The organism is Mesorhizobium sp. M0923 (assembly GCF_040319365.1).
Classification (GTDB): domain Bacteria; phylum Pseudomonadota; class Alphaproteobacteria; order Rhizobiales; family Rhizobiaceae; genus Mesorhizobium.
On sequence record NZ_JAMYNW010000014.1, the window covers coordinates 141,280 to 161,080 of the forward strand.

Below are 19,801 nucleotides of genomic sequence, written 5' to 3' on the forward strand. Positions count from 1 at the left end.
CCACATGAGCGATGGCGTCACTGGTTTGATCGAAAGGGAAGTCCGCGCCGAGCCGCGCAATGGCGAACGGCGCCGCGGGATTGACCGCGTCATCACGCTGCTTGAAGCGCTTCTGCGGCAGCGCGCGCCGATGCGCGTCGGCGATATCGCCAAGATGATCGGCGCGCCGCGTTCGACCACTTATGAGATCGTCAACAGCCTGCTGGAAGCCGAAATGCTCGAGAACGTCGGGACGGAAGGCTATGTCTATTTCGGAAAGGCGATGCATCTGTTCGGCTGGGCCTACTCACATCATAATGCCCATTATCGACGCATCATCGAAACCCTGGACAGACTAGGCGCGGAGACGGGCGAGACCGTCCAACTGTGTGGCCTGCGCGGAAACAAATACGTCGTCCTTGATTGCCGGGACTCGCCCGGCCCGTTCCGGATTTCAAGCGATGTCGGAGTCGAGGTGCCGATCCCGTGGACGGCGTCCGGAAGGCTGCTGCTCGGCCATATGAGCGCGCAGGAAATACAGGACTTCATTCCGCCTGGCGACTACAAGCTTCCCGACGGCCGCGTCATTGCGCCAGCCGAGTTCTTCGGCGATGTGGCTCTGGCGCGCCAGCAAGGTTTCAGCGAGACCGCCGCTCTGGCTGACCGCTTCACCTGGTGCATGGCCGCGCCCATCCGCGATGGCGACGGGGCCATCAACAAGACGCTTTGTTTCGTGTTGCCCGTCGACACGCCGGAAGCCAGGCGCAGCGAATTGCTTGCCCTGCTATGCGAGCGCGCCCGTGGATTGTCGCTGGCGGGAAGCTAGTAAAAATCGGCGCGCGAAGGTTCGGGATAGGCTCCGCTCGTTCAGCCGCAGCAGCGAGGCCGGAACCGGTATTCCGGTGGGTATGGCAAAGGCGGCAGCGCGCTCCCGCGACCACCTTTGCCCACAGTCCGCAGCGTGCCAGCACCGCAGAGTGCACGCGATGATACCGGTGCCTGGGACACCTCGTCCGGCCCGGCCACAACGCACTTACCCTCTTCATTGAGCGTCGTTGATTGCTTAGACAACGGGACGTTCCGATTCCGCCGGATCATCCATCGGCGGGAGCGGCGGCAATGGAAAGCAAAGCTCGCCTATTACCTGAACGCCCACGCCAAGCACACTTATCTGTTCGAGGTCGGACGTGCTGGATGTAGAGCCGGTTGGCGCCTGCATCAGGAAGGGACCCAGAAACGAGACGGCGTTTTGCATCGTCGTGCGGGCTTCGGCGGTCCACGAGCCGCTGAATTCCACGTTACGAACCAGAAGCAGGCCCTGAGGCAGGCAATGCGCATAGGTCTCGTCGGTCGAAGCCTTGATCATGTCGCCGCGCTTCATTCCCGGTACGTACCAATCCTCCTCGTCGACGAGGTCGGGATGCCACCATCTCGTGCCGGCGATCCGCCGGGTGATGGTGAGCATGCAATACTCGAAATGCACATGCAGTTCACTGTCCGAGGTAGTTACCTCCGTTACGACCGGGTTTTTAATGAGATCGTGAAGCTGGATTGTGGCCAATCGGTTCACGAGCGAGGTGTCCAACTGCATTTGCGTGCTGGAAGCATTTGGCTGCTCTCTGGGCGGCGAGACGTGATCTGCCTCGGCTGTGAAGTGTCGCCGGGCAGCGCGAATTCGACTGAATGTTGGCAGGGTGGCGGCCAGCGCCCGGGCGTGGAGCGGCGAAGCGGTGAGGCCACCCAGATGGTTCGCGCTGAACTGGCTCAGATTGACCGCGGTGCTTGCTGCATCCTGGATACCGAGAAACTCGACTGGCTGGGTAGCGTAGTCCGTGAGATGTGGCTGCATGCGCAGCTTTCTGACCGCTTCAACCCTTGGCACAACAGCTAATTCGGCGGCAAATGCCTTGCGCCGTTCGACCGCCTCGGAAACTGCGGTGAGGTTCGACACCACCTCTTTTGTCAACACTCGCATCTTCCATAAGTGGGGATTTGCCTTAATGGCGCCGGGTGTCTCGGTCGTGGTTGCGGTAGTGCGGGATATCCTTTGATCGAAGACATGCCAGGCCGTGCAGCTGGGCTCGGCGAAATCTGTCGGCTCGCAGCTGAATGGCAGCGCATCGGGATTGTCCCCGATATCTTTTCGTGCCTCGGCAACCATCGCGGCGATGCGCGCATAGGAAGGAGCATCAACCGGAACCCCCGGTTGCGCCCATGGGATCATCGCCAAATAGGCAGACTTGGCGGTAAGACTGCCGACAGACGAGGCGGAAACGGGGGAGGCATCGGACCGTTTCAGCCATAGCGGGTAGTCGTACTGGTCTTCCAGCCACTCCGACAGCCGCAGCGGATTGGTCACGCCATTTTGCACGATGCCATCGGCTAGCGCCTGCCCCGGATGAATGGCAAGCGCCAACGACGGGTCATTGTTGGGGTTGTAGGTCGCGATTAACGTGTCCACCACTTGCTGGCCAAGGATCGCGAGCTGATCGCTGTTCGTGCTCACAGGGACACCTCAGCCTTGCGGAGCAGCGGGCGCGTCAGCCGGTATCGCAGGCACTCCGGCATTGGCGGCTGTCGCAGGGTTGGCCACGACTTCGGCGCTGAGTGCAGGGTCGTCCTTGCGCGGTGCGGCCGGCTGTATCTGGCCTACCCAGCCGACGATCTGCGAACCGAAAAGTTCAAGCGTTCCACCGTGTTCATTGCTGCTGAAGGAAAAACCCTGAGATGCATCGTGCTGGTTGCTGAATGCGCCGCTGCTGTCCGAATTGGAATGTTGGACCGATCCGCCGATACCGCACCAACCAACCTTGCCGCCATAGGAGGTGGAGCTGCTTTCCGTGTGTCCGCTAGCGCTGTCGACGGCGCTCTGGAATGCGCTGCCCATGCTGCCCCAGGAATTAGCGGTAATCTTCACGTTTCGAACAATCAGAAAACCCTTCGGGATCATCGGGAGCAGCTTGGGCACGTCGCCGATCTGACCTTCGATGGTCCCGTCGCTGATCGCATTCTTCTTCTGACCGGCGAGATACCAGCCGTCCATGTGGAAAAGGTCGCCAAGCAGCCATGGCCGTTCGATGCTGGCCATGAACCACTCGAATGTGACAGTTGCCGAAGAACTGCTGTCCTGATGCGACTGCCAGGAGGACTGGTCGGCATTCCAACCGTCGTTGTGGCTGGTCTCGCTGTGCGATGCATTGGCTGAGGCGCCGAAACCCAGAACGCTGTAGCCGACGCTGCCCGATGTTGATGACGACTCGTTGTTGTAGAAACTGTGTCCGAAGCTGTGTTGGCCGCCGCCACCGCTCGCCTGGTACTGTTTCGATGTGGCGGTGATTTTCATCACCCCGAAGTCATGGTTGGTGTGATCCCACCAGGAGACCGGATCGATATACGACCACGGCACCTTGATTGCCACGGCGCCACCGAGACCAACGCTATACTCGTCGTACATCTTGCGGGCCTTGGCAATCAGGGCGGCCGCGGCGCTGCCGCCGACGGACTGAAGGGTTGCAATCGCGTCGTCGATCTGTTGCCCGCCCATATCCTTGAAGTCGTTATAGGCTTGGTCGACGGCGTTCTGGTATCTGGCGCTGGTGACCGGCCATGCCTGTCCCTGGATAGGATCGGACATGGCTTGGGAGTAAGCGAGCGCGAACTCGCTGCGTGCATCTGCCAGCACCTTCTGGTTGTGTCTGTAGGCGGTGTGGCGCGGCGTATAGCCGGTAAAATTGCCGTCGGCATCCATCAGATACAATGTCTTCTGGGCATCGGCGATGCGTTTCTTGATATCGGTCGAGGGCTCAGGGATCGGTTCCGCCTGCATGCCGGCCAGGGCTGTGAAATACTCGATACTGACGGTTCGCTGGGGCCACGACACCGCAACCCCCTTGTTGGTGACCATCAACATGTCGTCAACCCGTTGAGCCGTGTTGAAGGCGCTGCTGATCGCCAATTGCAGCCTGGGATCTGGTGCCGGCATTGCCGCCAGCTGACCGGCCGGCGTCGCGGGCGTTCCGGCAGAAGGGGGAGCGGGTGGTGCTGAGAAAGCGCCCGTGGTGGAAACCGCGCCGTAGGCGCTGCCGCCGGCGGGCGTCCAGGGATTGGCATACATCTTCGGGTCGATCGGCTGGCCGACTGGAAGGTGCATGTAGACTGCCGAGCCAGACGGCGTGCCGTCGGGATTCACAAGCTGGGCCGCAACGGCGGTGTGTATCTGGTTCAGCGCGTCAAGCAGTGCTTGCGTGATGCCGCCGGTGACCTGAAGATCGTTACCAGGCATGAGAACTCTCCTTGTTTGTTGCGGCGTTGGACCATGGATCGTCACGCGGACGGGGAAAGACCAACGTCAGATTGCGGATGTGCAAGGCCCGCGCTCCGTCGATCCGGGAGCCCTGGCCCAAGAGCAAGTTACGTCTCGTTCAGACATCGGCCGAGCAGACAATCACCAGGTCAGGAATGCCCTTGCCGGGCCCAGCCGCCTCCTTGGCTGCCGAGCATCTCCCAGCCGAAGTCTGCGGCTGTGCCTTCCGGGCACGCGTCACTAGGGCGATGGCTTCCCGCGGACCTGTGCCTGTGACAAAACCCGTGAGTGTCTGAGCCGGCTAGGCATCGACAAGGTAATCGTGATACAGCGAGTGGATACTCCGGCCATTGTCGCGGGCCTGCAGAATTCTCTCCCATAGTCCGAGATGAACCTCGCCGGGAGCGCCTTGGTGGACCACTCCGTTGAGGAACCGGATATGCCGGCGAATGTTGTCGTCGAAAGAGAGGCCTGCCGTGCGAATGTCATCATCGCCAAGCCCCTCGTCGAAGCTTCCGCCTTGCAGCTCGTCCCTGACATGACCGGACACCGCTGACAGGAAGACTTCGAAGCTGACGCCTTCCGGCAGCCCGCCTGCGGTCTGCTGGACGTTGTAGAAGTCTCTGCTGATGTAGTCGTCCTGATTGTTCTCGTCGAGAACGTGGTTCATAATCTGCCAGGTCCGGTCGCCAGCTTCGTCGGCCGAACCCTCGAAAAGATTTAATATCCGGTATGCTCTATCCTGCCATGTAGACATGTTTTGATCCTCATCGGGCTGCTTGCATGCGCGGTTTCGCGAGCGGGGTAGCCCCTCGAGGGGCCGGACGAAGCGGTTGTTTGTTTTCGACGGATTGAGTTTCTCTGACCGCAGCTTACGGATGGCTTACAGATCGAAATTTTTTGGATTCATTCGCTCTGGAAGAAACCACACGCAAGTGGATTGCATCGAAAGCCCGGTTCCGCCGGTCTATCACCCGCTCGCAGCGCGAGTAGTCTTGAACGCCGCTGGGGACACGCAGGTACGCTGCCCAAGCGCAGAGTCTATCGCTCCGGTCTCTCAGTGTTTCCGATCCCGGATTGCTGGTTAGACAAAACCGCCCCGCACACGATCGACCTGGGATTGCCCGTGAAGTTATCGGGCCGTGCAAAGAAGAGGTTCGGAGCACGCTGGCAAGACGCAGCTCACGGATGGCTTACGGGTTTTGGGCGTTCAAGATCTCAGATACGGACGCACCAGCGTGCGGATCACGTGTGAGGATTTGTATTCCCCGTTCGCTCCAACCGCCCTTTCGTAGCGCGAGAAGTCGTCTACAGCTGCGGCAGGATCACTGCTGGACAGACGTTCCCTGATGAGGGCTTGGTACACTCTTTCCGAATCTGGGTAGTACTCGAGTGCTCTCAGATAGGCTTCTCGCGCCCGGAAACCTTCTCCGGCATTCTCCCAATGTCTTCCGACGTTGATCGCCAGGTCGATATAGCCGTCCCGAACCTTGTCGGCCACCGGTATCGCCCAAGACGGAAGAGAACCCGGTGACAGTGGCGGGCCGGGGAATCTCGCCAGAAGCTGTTCCTTTTCGGGGGCTGTCGTATCCCCTTTCCTGGAAAGACCGCGGTTGAGACGGGCTTCCCAATCAGCAAGGTCGACCCACACCTTATCCGGGGGCAGACTGATCCGCCCCTCCCTCTGGACGATGAAGTCGCCCTTGCCGAGCGTCTTGCGCAGGCGGTGAAGGGCTTGCTCGCACGCCGGTTTGGCTTGATCCCCGTCGAGATCGGGCCAAAGCCAGTCATGAATGCTTTCGAGGGGACAGGTCTGGTCGCGCGCCAGGGCGAGAACCCGCAGGATATCGAGGGCACGCGTCGGCGATTTCGATCCGAGATCGAATTGAGTTCCGTCGAGCTCGATCCTGAAGCCGCCCAGTACAAAGATCTTCAGTGGCCATGGCCATTTAGCAGGCCGTCTCATTGGCGGGACGAGACGCCGCGTCTGAATGACCGAATGGCAGAGATCCGCTTCAATTCCGCGGTCAAGTGCATCCGCCAGCAGTTCGGCGAGGAGATCGGGCAGGTTGAGTAGGATTGCAGACGGGTTGACGGCCCTCAGGGCTGCCATGAACTCCGTCAGTTTCTCTTCATAAGCGGCTCCGCCCCTCCATTTCTCTTCAAAAGCGGCAGCGGCAAGAATGCAAATCTTCACCCGTTCCCGCGGGCCGCCGTCCAGCCGATCGACGACATCTGCCAACAGCGAGGCGGCCTCAGCCGGTCTTCTGTCGGCGAGAAGAACCTGGAATTTGGTGACATAATGCGGCCAGCGCTCGACCATCGGCTCGTTCGCCTCTTCGATCGCGGTCATGAACGTGTCGCAATCCCTGTAGGCTTCGACGAAGCTGCCTTGCCGCGCATGCATGGCGGCTCGGCAATCTGCGACTACGGCCACCTGAGTTGTGAAGCGGCTGTCCGCGATTTCGCCGAGCCTTGTCACGAGATCTGCGAAGCCGGCGAAATCATTGCGCAGCTTGAGCAGCAGCTGGAGATGGTAGAGACCGCTGAACTCGACGCTTTTCAGGGCTTCCCTCTCGCCCATCTCGATCGCCTTGCGAAGGGCGTCTTCGGCCGAGGCATATGGAAACCCGCGCCTCGAGAATGAAAAATACCTGCCGCTGGCGGCGCCGAAAGAGACCAACCACATGCCAAGCACCCAAGGCGTCACCTTCGGGTCGTTCAATTCGGAAGCGACGCTGTCGACCGCCTGTTCGAAGATGTCCTGCCGCCCTGACCAGACCGCATGATCAACAAGGGCTTCACTGGCAAGCAATCTCAGGTCAACCGGAACTTCACCAGTCGGATTCGACAGCTGTTGCAGGAGCTCGTCGGCGATCTTCACTCCTGCCTGTGCGGTCTCTTCGTCGGCCTCGCCGTAGTCAACCGCGCGCAACATGCCGACACCAACCAGCATCCGCTCTCTCGGGACAAGATCGGGTTGCCTCCCGCGAAGGATGGCGGCTGCCCTTCGCGTCCACCCGTCCAGGCCCCCGTGCGTCCGCCAGCTGCTTGTCTTTACGAGCACGGCGCGGATTACGGTCAGCCACTGCCCCCGCAAATCGCCGTCCTTCTCGAACGCCTCCCAAGCCCGTGAGAACCATCGCTCGGCTGCGGCGTCGTCAGGAACGTGAGCGGCCCCGATCCAGTGGAGAAGCCAGCCTTCCAGTTCTTCAGCAGGAAATCTGGTGCCCCATTCGATCAAGGTAGCCCTGCGGCCTTGGGACAGCATCGCCTCGGCGTGCTCGATGACCAACTCGCGGGCAAGCGGCCAGGCTTCTGCTTGGAGAGCCATCGATACGGCAGCGTCGACCAATCCTGCGTCGCGCAGGACCCGAGCTGCCCTTTCGCGCAAACTTGCCTGCTCTTCCGGCGGCAGCCGCGCTTCGAAGAGCCTGGACAGGTAGTCGCGCAGGAGGTCGTGGAACTGGAATCCTCCGCCTCTGAGGCCTGTTCGGGTGACCAACAGCTGCATTTGAAAGAGCCGCTCCAGCACCGGGCCGCCGACTCTGGGTCCGAGCAAGGCGTCGGCAAGACCGGAATTGATTTCGGGAAGCAGATTAAGCTTCAACAGGGTGTTCTGGTCGTCGCCTGGAACGTTCTGCAGGAACAGTCTGCCGACCACCTCCTGGAAATTTCCCTGCCCCAGAGGCATGGCGCTCATCAACTGTGGGGTACTTGATTTCTGGTTGGCGATCATGACCAGGCCGACCGCCCACCCCTTGGCGGCGGCGACCTCGATCCCCTTCTCATGGCCTGGTTCCCTGAGACCGACGAGGCAGCGTGCTTCGTCCTCCGAGAATTCCAGTGCCGTCTGGCCGATGACCGGCAGCTTGCCTGCGAGCGCGAGTTCGGCCACGCCCCCACCAGGCAGTGTACGCGATATGCAGATGCACCGGACCGTGTTGGGCAATTCCCGCAGCAGGACAGCCAGAATTTCGCGGAATTCTGGTGTATCGGCACGGTGAATATCGTCGAGGACGATGACCGTGTCCGGCACCATCTGCGCCAAGTAAGCGCGGAAGAACAGACGCGCGAATGCAGCAGCATCCTCCGCATATTCGGTTCCGAAAACAGGAAGGCTGAGTTCCCGCGCCCCAGGCGACATCGCCAGATAGTAGAACAGCCGGGCGATATCCTGGTCCTCGTCATCGACGCGATACCAGACATGCGGAGCCCGCTTTTCCTGGAGGTAATCGATGACTGCGGTGGTCTTCCCGTATCCGCCAGGGGCAGCAATCCAGCACATGCCGGATTCCAGGCACCTGTCGACCAGTGCAGCAATGCGCGGCCGCCGCGAGATTCCCGCGGGTCTTGGCATTGAAAGTTTTGCTATCGTGCCGCCGTGCACCGCCGCATCCAGATCCACCAGGCTGCACTCTTATAGCAGATGATGGGCCGGGTGCGCGTCATTTCAGCATGTAAGCCAAACGTAAGCGCGGCTCGGTCACTGTCGACATCGTTCCAACTTATGGAGGAAACCATGCCGACCGCAACCGTTCAAACCATCTATTGTGTCCAGCCCGCCACCGGAACCGACTTCGCGGCCAACCAGGCGCTAGTCGACGCCATCATGGGCCTGACGCCGCAATTCATCCACAACGACTTCGCCGGCAGCCTGCTGCAAGGGATCAAGTCACTGCCAAGCGTTCTTGGAGCGATCGACGCCATACGGGCCGATCCGGACAACCTGTTCATCACCACCGGGACTGAAGGCAATGTCGATGACGCTGTCTGGCCCTCTCCCGGAGCCACCAGGGAAGTCAATGCGGACCAGTCGTTCGAACCTGGCCTCGTGCTGCCGTTCGAGTATAGCCAGAATCTCTCTCTTTGGGATGAAGACGGCCCTCTTAATGGCAACGATCCACTCGGCTCCGTCACCATGGACAAGGAAGAACAAGGCATGGGTCCAATCGCCAAGATCGCCCGCTCAGCGATTGAGGGTTCGGCCTACTACGTCATTTACCGGATTGACTGACCGCGCGACAGGCATCGGGTGATGTCCACGGTCGCCGACAACACCTCAGCGAGCAGAAAGCAGCGGGCCGTGACCACCCCGTAAGCCATTCGTAAGCTCGGGCAGGTGAGCATTCCGTCTCGCAACAAGTTGATGGAGCAATGACCATGCGTCCCTACTCTCTGAACATAAGCCGCATCAAATGTCATTCGACGAACGACTATACAGGTTCTGACGACCTTGTTGGAGTGATGGGTCCTGTTCGCTTCCCGATTGGATCCTTCACTCCGGGAAACGACTACAATCTCGACATCAAACAGATCGTTCCAGCCGGTGAATTCTACCTTAATATTATCGAGACCGACCTTTCAGGCGATGACGAGATAGGGATGATCGACCTGTCCGCGATCATGGATTTCCAAACCGTGAAAAACGTGCAGGGCGCGGATGCCAGTTACGACATCACCATCCTCGTCCAATCCGTATCAGACTAGCTCTAGCATGCGCGATCCGCACTCGAAGCAGGATCGCGCCTGCTCCGCCTTGGATGTCTGGTGCCTCCGGCGAGGGTGGCCTCTCCGCGCCAGGAACTGCTCCGAACTCAAGCTCGGCGAGCGATCCGGTTCCGATCGAGCTTCTTGACATGCATGGATCGGTTTCGGTCGGACCGTTCTTTGAAGACCTTGCAGAGAAGGTCATGGACATCAAAGACGTCTGGGAGCTGTTCCCGGGGCGGAGCGCCCGGCCCTGTAATTTTGGTTCCGAAACGGGAACTCGACAGATGGCTTGGGGTAGCGCCTCCCGACGACGCTTGAGCCTTCCTGCTAGGAATGTGGGGAGGACGCCGCCAACTAGCCCCTTAGACTGCACTCTGGCGGCCAGATAGAATCATGCAGATTATACTCTGCTGAACTGGTTTATTTAAGAGTAATGCCAATAGGCCCATCAGGAGATTGAAATGCTTACTCAAGTAACCGTACCTTACTCTCCCGGCTACGACTATGGAAAAGGTGTCGATCTTGCGACGGGTAGTCCGATGGGTCATGTCGTCGATGGCGCATTTTCCGGCGTCGACGATGCAATGGGGTCCATATCTTCATTCGACATACGCCGTATTCACACCACCGCCGAACTCGAAAAGTCGCTGAGCATCAATGTCGAAGCGAGCGGCGGGTGCGGGTGCTTCTCCGCGTCCGGAAGGTTTGACTTCGCCCAAAGTTCCAAGATCCAGAGCAGTTCCCTGTTCCTGCTCATCTCCGCCAAAGTAACGCTGCCCTTTCACGGCATCGACGAACCAAAGCTGAGCGGCTCGGCGGCGGCGATATCGAGCAATCCCGAGCTCTTCCAATCACGCTACGGGAACATGTTCGTGAACGGGGTAGGACGCGGCGGGATGTTCCTGGCCGTCCTGCAGATGGATACAGCCAGTTTCGAGGAGGCCCAAGCCGTTTCGATGGAGTTGTCGGGGTCCTACGGGCTGTTTTCTGCCGACGCCAAGATGAAAATGGCAGAGGCATTTCCATGAAGACGTGCGCACGACCGTCTACCACGAAGGCGGCCCGATCAATCTGATCATGGGGGACGTAACGGATCCCAGCCAGATGTATGGGCTTCTCCAGCAATGGCTGAACGCATTCCAGACCGATCCGAACGCCAATGCCGTTCCTTATTTCGTCACCCTAGCTCCAATCTCCATCGCAGATGGACCGATCCCGCCGAACGCAGCGCAGGTCCGGCAAGCCCAGGATGTTCTGGTTGAGTGCGCGAAGGAGCGCAGCAGCCGGCTAGACCAGATGAACCTGATGGACTTCATTACGCTCAATCCAGGCAAGTTCACCTTCACGGCACCGACAACCCTGCAGATGGTTCAGGAGGCATTCCGTGGTTTCCAAGTCGATATAGACATCATCGCGCAAGCCGCCGCCGCGGCGATCAACGATCCTAAAACAGCGTGCCTGCCGGTTGATTTCGCCGCGAAGCAGACGCCGGCCCGGCGTTTCCCGCAAGGGCTGACGCCCGATCCATTTCCGGAAGGCGCGAAGGGGCTGAAAAGCGTTTATGCAGACAAGGGAAAAATGATGGTCAGCCGCGACGCGTTGTTGAGCGGGATGCGAGAACTAGAGCCAGACGGCCCCGCCAAGACCGGGTTTGATATTGGCGTCGCGATGCCCGGAGCAGACACGCTATGGGGCCCGGGAAAGCAGCTTTTCATGGATGGCCTTGATGCTGACGAGCGCGTTGGCTGCGAGGATTCAGCGTTCTTCATTGTCGCCCGGAATGCGCAACTCGGCCTCGCGACCGTCGGCGCGAAGATCGCGGAGAAGACCTCGACGGATGCCTTTAAGGCTGCCCGCACTGCAGAGCCGCCCGGCATGTACACTCTGGGCTTCGACATCGCCTCGGGCCTCTTCGGCGACGCGAGGCTCGGCGCGCGCGGCCACACCGCACGGGGCCCCGGATCCCTGGGGATCAGGGCAGCCCTCGACCCGAGAGGTCAGCGCGGCTTTGATGCAGCGATGACGCTGTACTCGGTTGCCTGACGACGGGAGCGTCTGATCAACAGGCCAGAGAGCACATTCTCGTTTCACTGCTCAAGCCTGTCAGGCACCGAAAACCACCAGATCGGCCAGCTTGAAGAGCGAGCGCAGGCTTGATTGGAACGGCTGGAGACTCGGCGCCCGTCGGTTCAATGCGTCAAATTTTCGTCTGGACGGGCTGCTGAGCCCAATGGGATCATTTCTGGTTCGGTGAGCGGGATGTGCAGAAGCGCACCATCCCGCGATTTTGCCAACTCGCGCCGGGCGTTCGTTATGGCCGGTCGGCTCGCCAACCGAGCCGCGACTCGATGCGGCGCGCACTGGTCTTGACCATCGTAATCAAATCCGGGTTCTTTTGCTTCAGCTTCATATCCGGGACGACGATCGAGATCGTCGCACGGCAGGCTCCTTGATTGTCACGGATGGGAGCCGCAATGCAGGCAACTGAAAAGTCAGATTCACCAGCCTGGATGGACAGGCCCAGCTCCAGTGCTGTGGCGGCCGCCCGAGCGAGCACATCCTCGTCCGTCTCGGCTCGACCGGTCGGAGAGGCGATCGCGGATCGGGCGAAAATGGCGCGGCGTTCGGCTTCCGGCAAATGGCCGACGAGCAGCCGGCCCGACGCGGTCCAGTTCAGCGGCGTCCGGGTCCCGACGCGAGATGTAACCTGGAAATGATCTTTGCCCTCTTCCATCGCAAGCACGACCATATGGTCACCGTCACGGCCGCATAGCTGGATCGTCTCTTTCGAACTCTGAGCCAGTTCGTGCATCTCCTGCGTTGCCACGTTGAGCAGGTCCAATGTGCGAGCGTAGGTCAGGCCGTACTGATAGAGCCGCGGACCCAGCCAGAGCAGGCCGCCGTCCTTGCGGTCCAGCAGTTCCTTTTCGACCAGATCGTCGACGATGACGTAGATCGTCGACAGGGGGGCGCCGATGTCGTGCGCAATCTCATATGCAGTTGCTGGCCGCCCCTGCTTTTGCAGATAGTCGAGTATCTGCAGCGCACGGTCGATACCGCTGGTGCGCGAGCGGCGGGGTTCCCGCGGGTCTTCGGCGGGGTTCAGGTGCAGGTCGGGCGCTATCGTGGGCATGGCATTCTCGGTTTTGCGGGCACTGTAAGGCAGCCGGGGCATTTACCACAGCCAGCCTCAATCCGGCCAGTTGAGGATCGCAGCCTCGCGGGCCATGAGACGCTCGTTCCATGGTGTGGCGATGATCGCATTCGACTTGCGCGCGCCATCAAGCTCCTCGGCAAGCCGTGCCGCCACAATGAATTCTTCGTCGGGATGCAAATTGCATGGATCGAGGAAGAAATAGCCGTGCTCGACTTCATGATCGCGGACGACCACCGGCGGATTGCCAGCTGCCAGCCGGTCGGCCAGATCCCAGGCTGTAATGCGCGATTCGGCGGCATTCACCCACACCTTCAAGCGATCGAGCGGATTGCTGGTCGGGTCGGGTACGATAGCGGCGGTGACGCCAGGCCGCCCCTCGAGTGCTTGCGCCCAGCAGTCGAGCGCTCGGCGTTCGCGAGCGCGAATACCCGCATGGTCACGCGTTTTCCAGGCCTGGAGAGCAGCGAGCGCACCGACGATGCCTTCCTTGCCGACCTTCATGCCGCGCCCGATGCCCCGGTTCTGCAAGTAGACGTCGCGCACCCGCGCCTTCGTGCCTGCGACGATACCGGATGTCGGGCCGCCCAGGAATTTGTGACCCGAATACAGCACCAGATCGGCTCCGCTGGCGAGAAAGCCCGCCAGATCGTATTCGGACGCTGCGTCGACGATGACCGGGACCCCGCGTGCACGGGCGGTTTCGACGAACATCTTCAGCGGGATTTGCCCATACTCGACGACATGGTGCGACACGACGTAGATTGCTGCAGCAGTGCGCTCGGTGATAGCGCCTGAGAGCTGATACGCCGAGGCGCTGGTCGCCTGACCGACCGGCACGACCTTGGCGCCGGCGAGACGGATCGCCTGTTCGATCGGTGCGCCGTAGCTGACCATGTGGCCGGACTGGATGACGATCTCGTCTTTCAGTCCAGCGGTATCCGGCAGCCGTTCGATCGCGGCAAGGTCCGGGCCCGTCATGCTGGCCGCCACGGCCAGGCTGATTGCCGCGGAACAGGAGGCGGTGATGAAACCGGCCTCCGCGCCCGTCAATTCGGCGATCACGGCGCTGGCCTTGCGATGCAGATCGGCCATTTCGACAAACTCGGTGAGAATGCCGGACACAGCCTCGACAGCCGTGGGAACGACAATGGAGGCGCCGAGCGAGGTCATCGTGCCTGAGACGTTGATGACGGGCCTGAGGCCCAACTGGCTGCGGATATCTTCGACAGGCATGGTCTTGTGCTCCGACTATTCGATGCGACTAATCAACGGCGATGACGGCTTCAATTTCGACGCTGATCCCTCCCGGCAGTGATCCGTGACCGACCGCAGAGCGGGCATGGGTGCCGCGCTCGCCGAAAACGTCGATGAGCAGGTCCGAGCAGCCGTTGATCACTGCGGGGTGATCGGCGAAATCCGGCGTGGCGTTTACCATGCCGAACAGCTTTACCACACGTCGCACGCGGCACAGATCGCCGAGCGCTGCGTGCATGACGGCAATGAGGTTGACACCGGTCAGCCGCGCATGGGCATAGGCCTGATCCACGGTCACGTCGGCACCGACCTTGCCCGTATAGACCCGGCCGTCGGCCTCACTCGGCCCCTGGCCGGACAGGAACAGCAGCTTGCCCTCCTGCACGTGTGTGACAAAATTGGCGATCGGCGGCGGCGCCTCGGGCAGCGTTATTCCAAGCGCCAAAAGCCGGTCGTAGGGCGTGCTTTCCGGTCGCTTCATGAGCTCGGAAAAAGTCATACACAAACTCCAATCAGATCGTTTTTTGGTTGTGCCGGATGCAGGCCACGTGATGCCCGCCGCCGATATCGTCGACGGGCGGAATGATCCCGGCGCAGGCAGCAATTGCGTCCGGACAGCGGGTGCGGAAGACGCAGCCGGAAGGCGGGTCAATCGGGCTTGGAATGTCACCACGCAAGGCGACGTGAGTGCGTCGGCGGGTCGGGTCGGGCACGGGTGCTGTCGCCAGCAATGCCTTGGTGTATGGGTGCCGCGGCGCGGCGTAGAGAAGACGGCTCGGACCACGCTCCATGACGCGGCCGAGATACATCACCACCACTTCGTCGCAAAGGTATTCGACCACCGAGAGGTCATGCGCGATGAACAGCAGCGTCAGGCCGAGCCGCTTTTGCAACTCACCGAGCAAGTTGAGCACCTGCGCCTGCACCGACACGTCAAGCGCCGAGACCGGCTCGTCGGCGACGACGAATTCCGGCTCGACGGCGAGCGCGCGTGCAATGCCGATGCGCTGGCGCTGGCCGCCGGAGAATTCGTGCGGGTAGCGCGTGGCGTGATCAGGCGACAGGCCGACCAGGGTCAGCAGTTCGGCGACCCTGTCGGCACGTCGCTTGCCTCGCGGAAAGCCGCGCGCGTCGAGTGCCTCGCCGATGATGGCGGCGATGCGCATGCGCGGGTTGAGGCTGGAGAATGGATCCTGGAACACGATCTGCAGCTTTTGCCGATAGCCGCGCATTTCACGTGCGGACAGCGAAAACAGATCGACGCCGTCGAACAGCGCTTTGCCTCTGGTCGGCTCCACCAGCCTGAGGATGGCGCGCCCGGCGGTGGTCTTGCCGGAGCCGGACTCGCCGACCAGCCCGACCGTCGAGCCGCGTCCGACATCGAAGCTGACATCCTCGACAGCATGAACGATGCGGCCATTGCGGGCGGGAAAGTGCTTTGTCAGACCCTGCACGCTGAGCAATGGCGCAGTCGCCGCACGACTTGGTATCACCCCGGCGCTCACAGCTCTGCACTCCTGATGCAACGGGAAGCGCCGTGCAGTCCTGCCGGCATCAATGGCGGCGGTGCCGCGCGACACGGCGCAATGGCGAAGTCACAGCGCGGCTCGAAGGCGCAACCCGGCGGCAATGCGGTGATCGGCGGCACGCTGCCGGGAATGGAATAGAGCGCCCGGCGCTTGCCGTCGTCACCGATGTCGCGCGCGGCATTGGGCGTGCAGGCCAGCAGCCCTCTCGTGTAGGGATGGCGCTGGTGCGCAAACAGGTGGTTGACCGGTGCCTGCTCGACGACACGGCCGCCGTACATGACGACGACATCATGGGCGATCTCGGCGACGACACCGAGATTGTGGGTGATGAAAAGGATCGACATGCCCATCTCGACCTGCAGGCGACGCAAGAGATCGAGGATCTGCGCCTGGATGGTGACGTCGAGGGCCGTAGTCGGCTCGTCGGCGATCAGCAGCGACGGACTGCAGGCGAGTGCCATGGCGATCATGACGCGCTGGCGCATGCCGCCGGACATCTGGTGCGGATAGTCGTCGAGCCGCGAGACGGCGTCCGGAATCTCGACATGCTTCAGCATGGCGAGCGCACGGCTGCGCGCTTGCTCCCGGGTCACCGGCTCGTGCAGCGCGATCATTTCGCCGATCTGATCGCCGACCGTTAAGAGCGGGTTGAGGCTGGTCATCGGCTCTTGGAAAATCATCGCGATTTCCCGACCGCGGACCTTGCGGAATTCCTTCTGGGTAAATCCGGCGAGGTCGTGGACACGCTCCTGCCGATCGCGGAACAATATCTGGCCGCCGGCGATCCTTCCGGGCCGTGACAGCAGGCCCATGATCGACAGGCTGGTCACCGACTTGCCGGAACCGGATTCTCCGACCACGGCCAGAGTCTTGCCGTGCTTCAGGTCGAAGGTGACGCCATCGACCGCCTTGGCGGTAAGACGGCGGGTCTGAAACCAGGTCCGCAAGTCCCGAACCGACAGGATGACGTCGCTGGCGATCGCGCCGCTCATGATTTCCACCCGCAATGCGGACAGACGTGCACACTGCCCGCAGAACCTTCCGGCGGCAGGTGGCGGTGGGCAATGATCGCCTCGGCACCGAGGATAGCGTGGCGAGGCTCGAACAGCCGGTGCAGCGTACTTGTCGCCCCTTGCGAATCCTTCACGGTGAGCTCGGCGTCGGCGAGGTCGAACAAAGTGAATTCTGCCGGCCTGCCCTTTTCCAGCAGTCCGTCGGCGGGCAACCGGATGGCGCGGCGCGGCGCCGTCGTCGAGGCCGTCACCACATCGTCGAATGCCATGCCGAGCGACAACAGCTTCGACATGGTGGTTGCCATATCCCACACCGCGCCGTCGAGCGAGCGGTTGTGCAGATCGGTCGAGATCGTCTTCGGCGGCAGACCGCGCTCGAGCGCCGCCTTGGCGACATCGAAGGAGAACGAGGCGCCGCCGTGGCCGACATCAAGCACAATGCCGCGCTGCGCCGCATCCTCGGCGAGCCGATAAAGATCGTCGTCCTCGATGATCGAGCCGCCGGCCTTGCCATTGAAGCAATGAGTGACGATGTCGCCTTCGCTCAGCAGGCCGAGAACATCGTCATAGAGTGGCGGCGGCTCACCAACGTGCACCATCAGCGGCAGCTTGAGGATGCGGCTGAGCTTCTTCGCCAGCCGGACCGGCGTCAGGTCCCAGCCGCCGGTAATGACGTGGCTGGCACGCACCTTCAGTCCGACGATGACGTCGCGGTTGGCCTCGACGGTTGCAATGGTGCGGTCGATGTCGATCGAGCGCATGTCGGTCAGCTCGCTGACACGGTTGCAGGCGACGAGACCGATCGAACCTATGTTCAGGAACGCGTATATATTCTCTCGCGCCGGCTCTATAATGAACTCGCGAAAGCCGTGGAAATTGGCTTCGCCGGCTGAGCCGGCATCGACCATCGTGGTGACGCCTCGGGCGGCGCCACATTGCTGCGGCCGCAGCGAAATGTCGGTGCCGCCGTACCAGACATGCACGTGAAGATCGGTCCAGCCGGGCGACAGGAACGCGCCATTGGCGTCAAGCATCGTCACATCCTCGCCGGCGGCAATGGTCGAACCGGTTTCGGCGATACGGCCATCCTTGCCGATCAGCACGTCGATCGTCTGGCCAAACTCGCCGCCGAAGCCGACTGGTTTTGCGCCCCGGATCAACAGCGGCCTTTCGGTTTGGGAAGAGCGATTGCTGAACATCAGATGTCCTTTGCGAGACGAGGGTCGAGAAGATCGCGCAAGCCGTCGCCGACGAGCTGCAGCGACAGCACGGTGATGACGATGGCGCCGCCCGGAAACATCATGATCCAGCCGGCCTGATCCATGTATTGACGGCCGGTGGCGATCATTGTGCCCCAGGTCGGGATGTCGGGCGATATGCCAACGCCGAGGAAGGACAGACCGGCCTCGGCCAGGATGGCGTTGGCGAAGATGAAGGTTGCCTGCACCAGCAATGGAGAGGTGACGTTGCGCAGTACGTGCCGCACCAGGATAATCGGCGTCGGCACGCCGAGTGCGCGGGCCGCCTCGACATAGGGCAGTTCGCGAATGACCAGCGTCGAGGCGCGCACGACGCGTGCGAGCCGCGGCGCATAAACCACGCCGAGGGCGACCACGACATTGACGGCGGTGGCGCCAAGTGCCGCCACGAGTGCAATTGCGAGCAATATGTCGGGAAAAGCCATCATGGCGTCGATCAACCGCGACACCGGCGCGTCGAGCCTTCTGAAGAAGCCGGAAGTCAGTCCCAAAACGACACCGATGATCGAGGCGAAGATCACGACAGCAAAGCCGACCGCCAGCGAAGTGCGCGCGGCGTAGAGCGTGCGGGTAAAGATATCGCGCCCGAGATCGTCGGTGCCGAACAGGTGGTCGAGGCTCGGCGGATGCAGCCGACTGGCAATGGAGAGCTTAGTCGGTGCGTAGGGGGCGATGACCGGCGCGAGGATCGCGGCGAGCACGATGGCGATCAGTACGGCGATGCCCACCGCCGCCGTCGGCCGCGTCATCAGCCGCGAAAGCATATTTGGCTCCGCCTGGAGCGGCACCGAGATAGCGGCCATCAGTAGCGAACCCTCGGATCGACAGCCAGATAGAGCATGTCGATGGCGAAATTGACCAGGACGTACAGCCCGGCAATGACCAGCAGCGCGCCTTGGATAACCGGATAGTCGCGCCGTAACACCGCCGAGACGACCAAGCTGCCGACGCCGGGCAGGCCGAACACCGTCTCGGTCACCACCGCACCGGAAATGAGCAGTGCCGCGGTCAGGCCGATGACGGTGAGGATGGGGATCAAGGCATTTCTGAAGGCATGCTTCAGCACCACACGCCATTCGCTCATGCCTTTGGATCGGGCGGTCCGCACATAGTCGTCATTGAGCACGTCGAGCATCGAGGCACGCGTGAAGCGGGTGATCAGTGCCGAGCTTATGAGACCGAGCGCCAGCGCCGGCAGCACCAGATGGTCAAGCCGGTCGGCAAACGAAGCTCCCGGCCCGCCATAGCCAGATGTGTCGAACCAGCCGAGCTTCACGGCGAAGAACTGAATGAACACAAGGCCGAGCCAGAAGCTCGGCACGCTGGCTGCGAACATGGCAATGGTGGTTGCTGCCTGGTCGAAGATAGAGCCGCGCTTATAGGCCGACAGGATTCCGACCGGCAGCGCGATGAGCGTTGCGATTACCAGGGAGAAGACGGTGAGAAAAAACGTCGGTTCGGCGCGTTGGGCGAGCGCGGTCGTGACCGGCTCGCCGAGGAAGATCGACTGGCCGAAGTCGCCTTGGACGACATCGAGAACGTAGCGCCCGAATTGTTCGAGGATGGAACCGTCGAGCCCGAGCTTGGACCGCAGCGCGGTTATATCGGCGGCCGTGGCGTCTGGACCCAGCATGACTGCCGCCGGATCGCCGGGCGTCACCCGTACGATGACGAACACGATCGTGACGACCAGCGCCATGACGACGATCATGCCGAGAAGTCTGTTGAGGATTGAGCGCAGCATCTGCGTTATAGTCCCTGAGCAATCATCGAACGGTTTGCCGGGCGCCACGGTTCTTTGTCGGCCGGCACCC

Annotated in this window: 17 protein-coding genes; 5 read left to right on the forward strand and 12 right to left on the reverse strand. The window is 61.5% G+C overall.

Annotated elements, in window-relative coordinates:
• The first annotated feature begins 4 nt into the window (after positions 1–4).
• A complete protein-coding gene (locus tag NKH89_RS23080) occupies positions 5–805 on the forward strand; it encodes an IclR family transcriptional regulator (RefSeq protein ID WP_352483665.1) in 801 nt (266 codons plus the stop codon).
• A 237-nt stretch (positions 806–1,042) separates the two neighbouring features.
• Here NKH89_RS23080 and NKH89_RS23085 read toward each other — a convergent pair whose 3' ends face one another.
• The 4 genes from NKH89_RS23085 to NKH89_RS23100 all read right to left on the reverse strand — a co-directional run bounded on the left by NKH89_RS23085 (position 1,043) and on the right by NKH89_RS23100 (position 8,570).
• Complete coding sequence (locus tag NKH89_RS23085; RefSeq protein ID WP_352910041.1) at positions 1,043–2,485, reverse strand: hypothetical protein; 1,443 nt, start codon at positions 2,483–2,485, stop codon at positions 1,043–1,045.
• A 9-nt stretch (positions 2,486–2,494) separates the two neighbouring features.
• Positions 2,495–4,306, reverse strand: a complete 1,812-nt coding sequence (locus tag NKH89_RS23090; protein ID WP_352910044.1) for a hypothetical protein — start codon at positions 4,304–4,306, stop codon at positions 2,495–2,497.
• A gap of 277 nt (positions 4,307–4,583) precedes the next feature.
• Positions 4,584–4,952 carry a hypothetical protein gene (locus NKH89_RS23095; protein ID WP_156948050.1) on the reverse strand — a complete coding sequence of 123 codons (369 nt, stop codon included), beginning with the start codon at positions 4,950–4,952 and terminating at the stop codon, positions 4,584–4,586.
• 540 nt (positions 4,953–5,492) lie between these two features.
• On the reverse strand, positions 5,493–8,570 hold the full coding sequence (locus NKH89_RS23100; RefSeq protein ID WP_156948051.1) for an AfsR/SARP family transcriptional regulator: 3,078 nt from the start codon (positions 8,568–8,570) through the stop codon (positions 5,493–5,495).
• A gap of 222 nt (positions 8,571–8,792) precedes the next feature.
• Here NKH89_RS23100 and NKH89_RS23105 point away from each other — a divergent pair, with 222 nt between their 5' ends.
• From NKH89_RS23105 to NKH89_RS23120, 4 genes are all read left to right on the forward strand, one after another.
• Entirely contained in the window at positions 8,793–9,299 is a 507-nt protein-coding gene (locus NKH89_RS23105; RefSeq protein WP_352910047.1) for a hypothetical protein, read from the forward strand.
• A 140-nt stretch (positions 9,300–9,439) separates the two neighbouring features.
• A complete protein-coding gene (locus NKH89_RS23110) occupies positions 9,440–9,772 on the forward strand; it encodes a hypothetical protein (RefSeq protein WP_023718481.1) in 333 nt (110 codons plus the stop codon).
• Between the two features lie 464 nt (positions 9,773–10,236).
• On the forward strand, positions 10,237–10,803 hold the full coding sequence (locus NKH89_RS23115) for a hypothetical protein (RefSeq protein WP_352910048.1): 567 nt from the start codon (positions 10,237–10,239) through the stop codon (positions 10,801–10,803).
• Positions 10,804–10,807: 4 nt separating this feature from the next.
• Complete coding sequence (locus NKH89_RS23120) at positions 10,808–11,818, forward strand: hypothetical protein (RefSeq protein ID WP_023718483.1); 1,011 nt, start codon at positions 10,808–10,810, stop codon at positions 11,816–11,818.
• A 268-nt stretch (positions 11,819–12,086) separates the two neighbouring features.
• Here the strand turns inward: NKH89_RS23120 and NKH89_RS23125 are convergent, their stop codons facing one another.
• The 8 genes from NKH89_RS23125 to NKH89_RS23160 are packed head-to-tail and all read right to left on the reverse strand — an operon-like array spanning position 12,087 to position 19,731.
• Positions 12,087–12,908 (reverse strand): IclR family transcriptional regulator, encoded by an 822-nt coding sequence (locus NKH89_RS23125; RefSeq protein ID WP_352910051.1) that lies wholly within the window; start codon positions 12,906–12,908, stop codon positions 12,087–12,089.
• 57 nt (positions 12,909–12,965) lie between these two features.
• Positions 12,966–14,165, reverse strand: coding sequence for an aminotransferase class V-fold PLP-dependent enzyme (locus NKH89_RS23130; protein WP_352910053.1), 1,200 nt, complete (start codon positions 14,163–14,165; stop codon positions 12,966–12,968).
• A gap of 28 nt (positions 14,166–14,193) precedes the next feature.
• Complete coding sequence (locus tag NKH89_RS23135) at positions 14,194–14,685, reverse strand: RidA family protein (protein ID WP_023718486.1); 492 nt, start codon at positions 14,683–14,685, stop codon at positions 14,194–14,196.
• A 13-nt stretch (positions 14,686–14,698) separates the two neighbouring features.
• Positions 14,699–15,691, reverse strand: a complete 993-nt coding sequence (locus NKH89_RS23140) for an ABC transporter ATP-binding protein (RefSeq protein ID WP_352483667.1) — start codon at positions 15,689–15,691, stop codon at positions 14,699–14,701.
• Positions 15,688–16,707, reverse strand: coding sequence for an ABC transporter ATP-binding protein (locus tag NKH89_RS23145; RefSeq protein WP_023718488.1), 1,020 nt, complete (start codon positions 16,705–16,707; stop codon positions 15,688–15,690). Before NKH89_RS23145 ends, NKH89_RS23140 begins: the two co-directional genes overlap by 4 nt.
• Positions 16,704–17,927: an amidohydrolase/deacetylase family metallohydrolase gene (locus NKH89_RS23150; RefSeq protein ID WP_023718489.1), complete on the reverse strand. Its 1,224-nt coding sequence runs from the start codon at positions 17,925–17,927 to the stop codon at positions 16,704–16,706. Before NKH89_RS23150 ends, NKH89_RS23145 begins: the two co-directional genes overlap by 4 nt.
• On the reverse strand, positions 17,927–18,790 hold the full coding sequence (locus tag NKH89_RS23155; protein WP_023718490.1) for an ABC transporter permease: 864 nt from the start codon (positions 18,788–18,790) through the stop codon (positions 17,927–17,929). The genes NKH89_RS23150 and NKH89_RS23155 overlap by 1 nt, the downstream gene beginning before the upstream one ends.
• Positions 18,790–19,731, reverse strand: coding sequence for an ABC transporter permease (locus tag NKH89_RS23160; RefSeq protein WP_352910055.1), 942 nt, complete (start codon positions 19,729–19,731; stop codon positions 18,790–18,792). The genes NKH89_RS23155 and NKH89_RS23160 overlap by 1 nt, the downstream gene beginning before the upstream one ends.
• Positions 19,732–19,801: the final 70 nt, after the last annotated feature.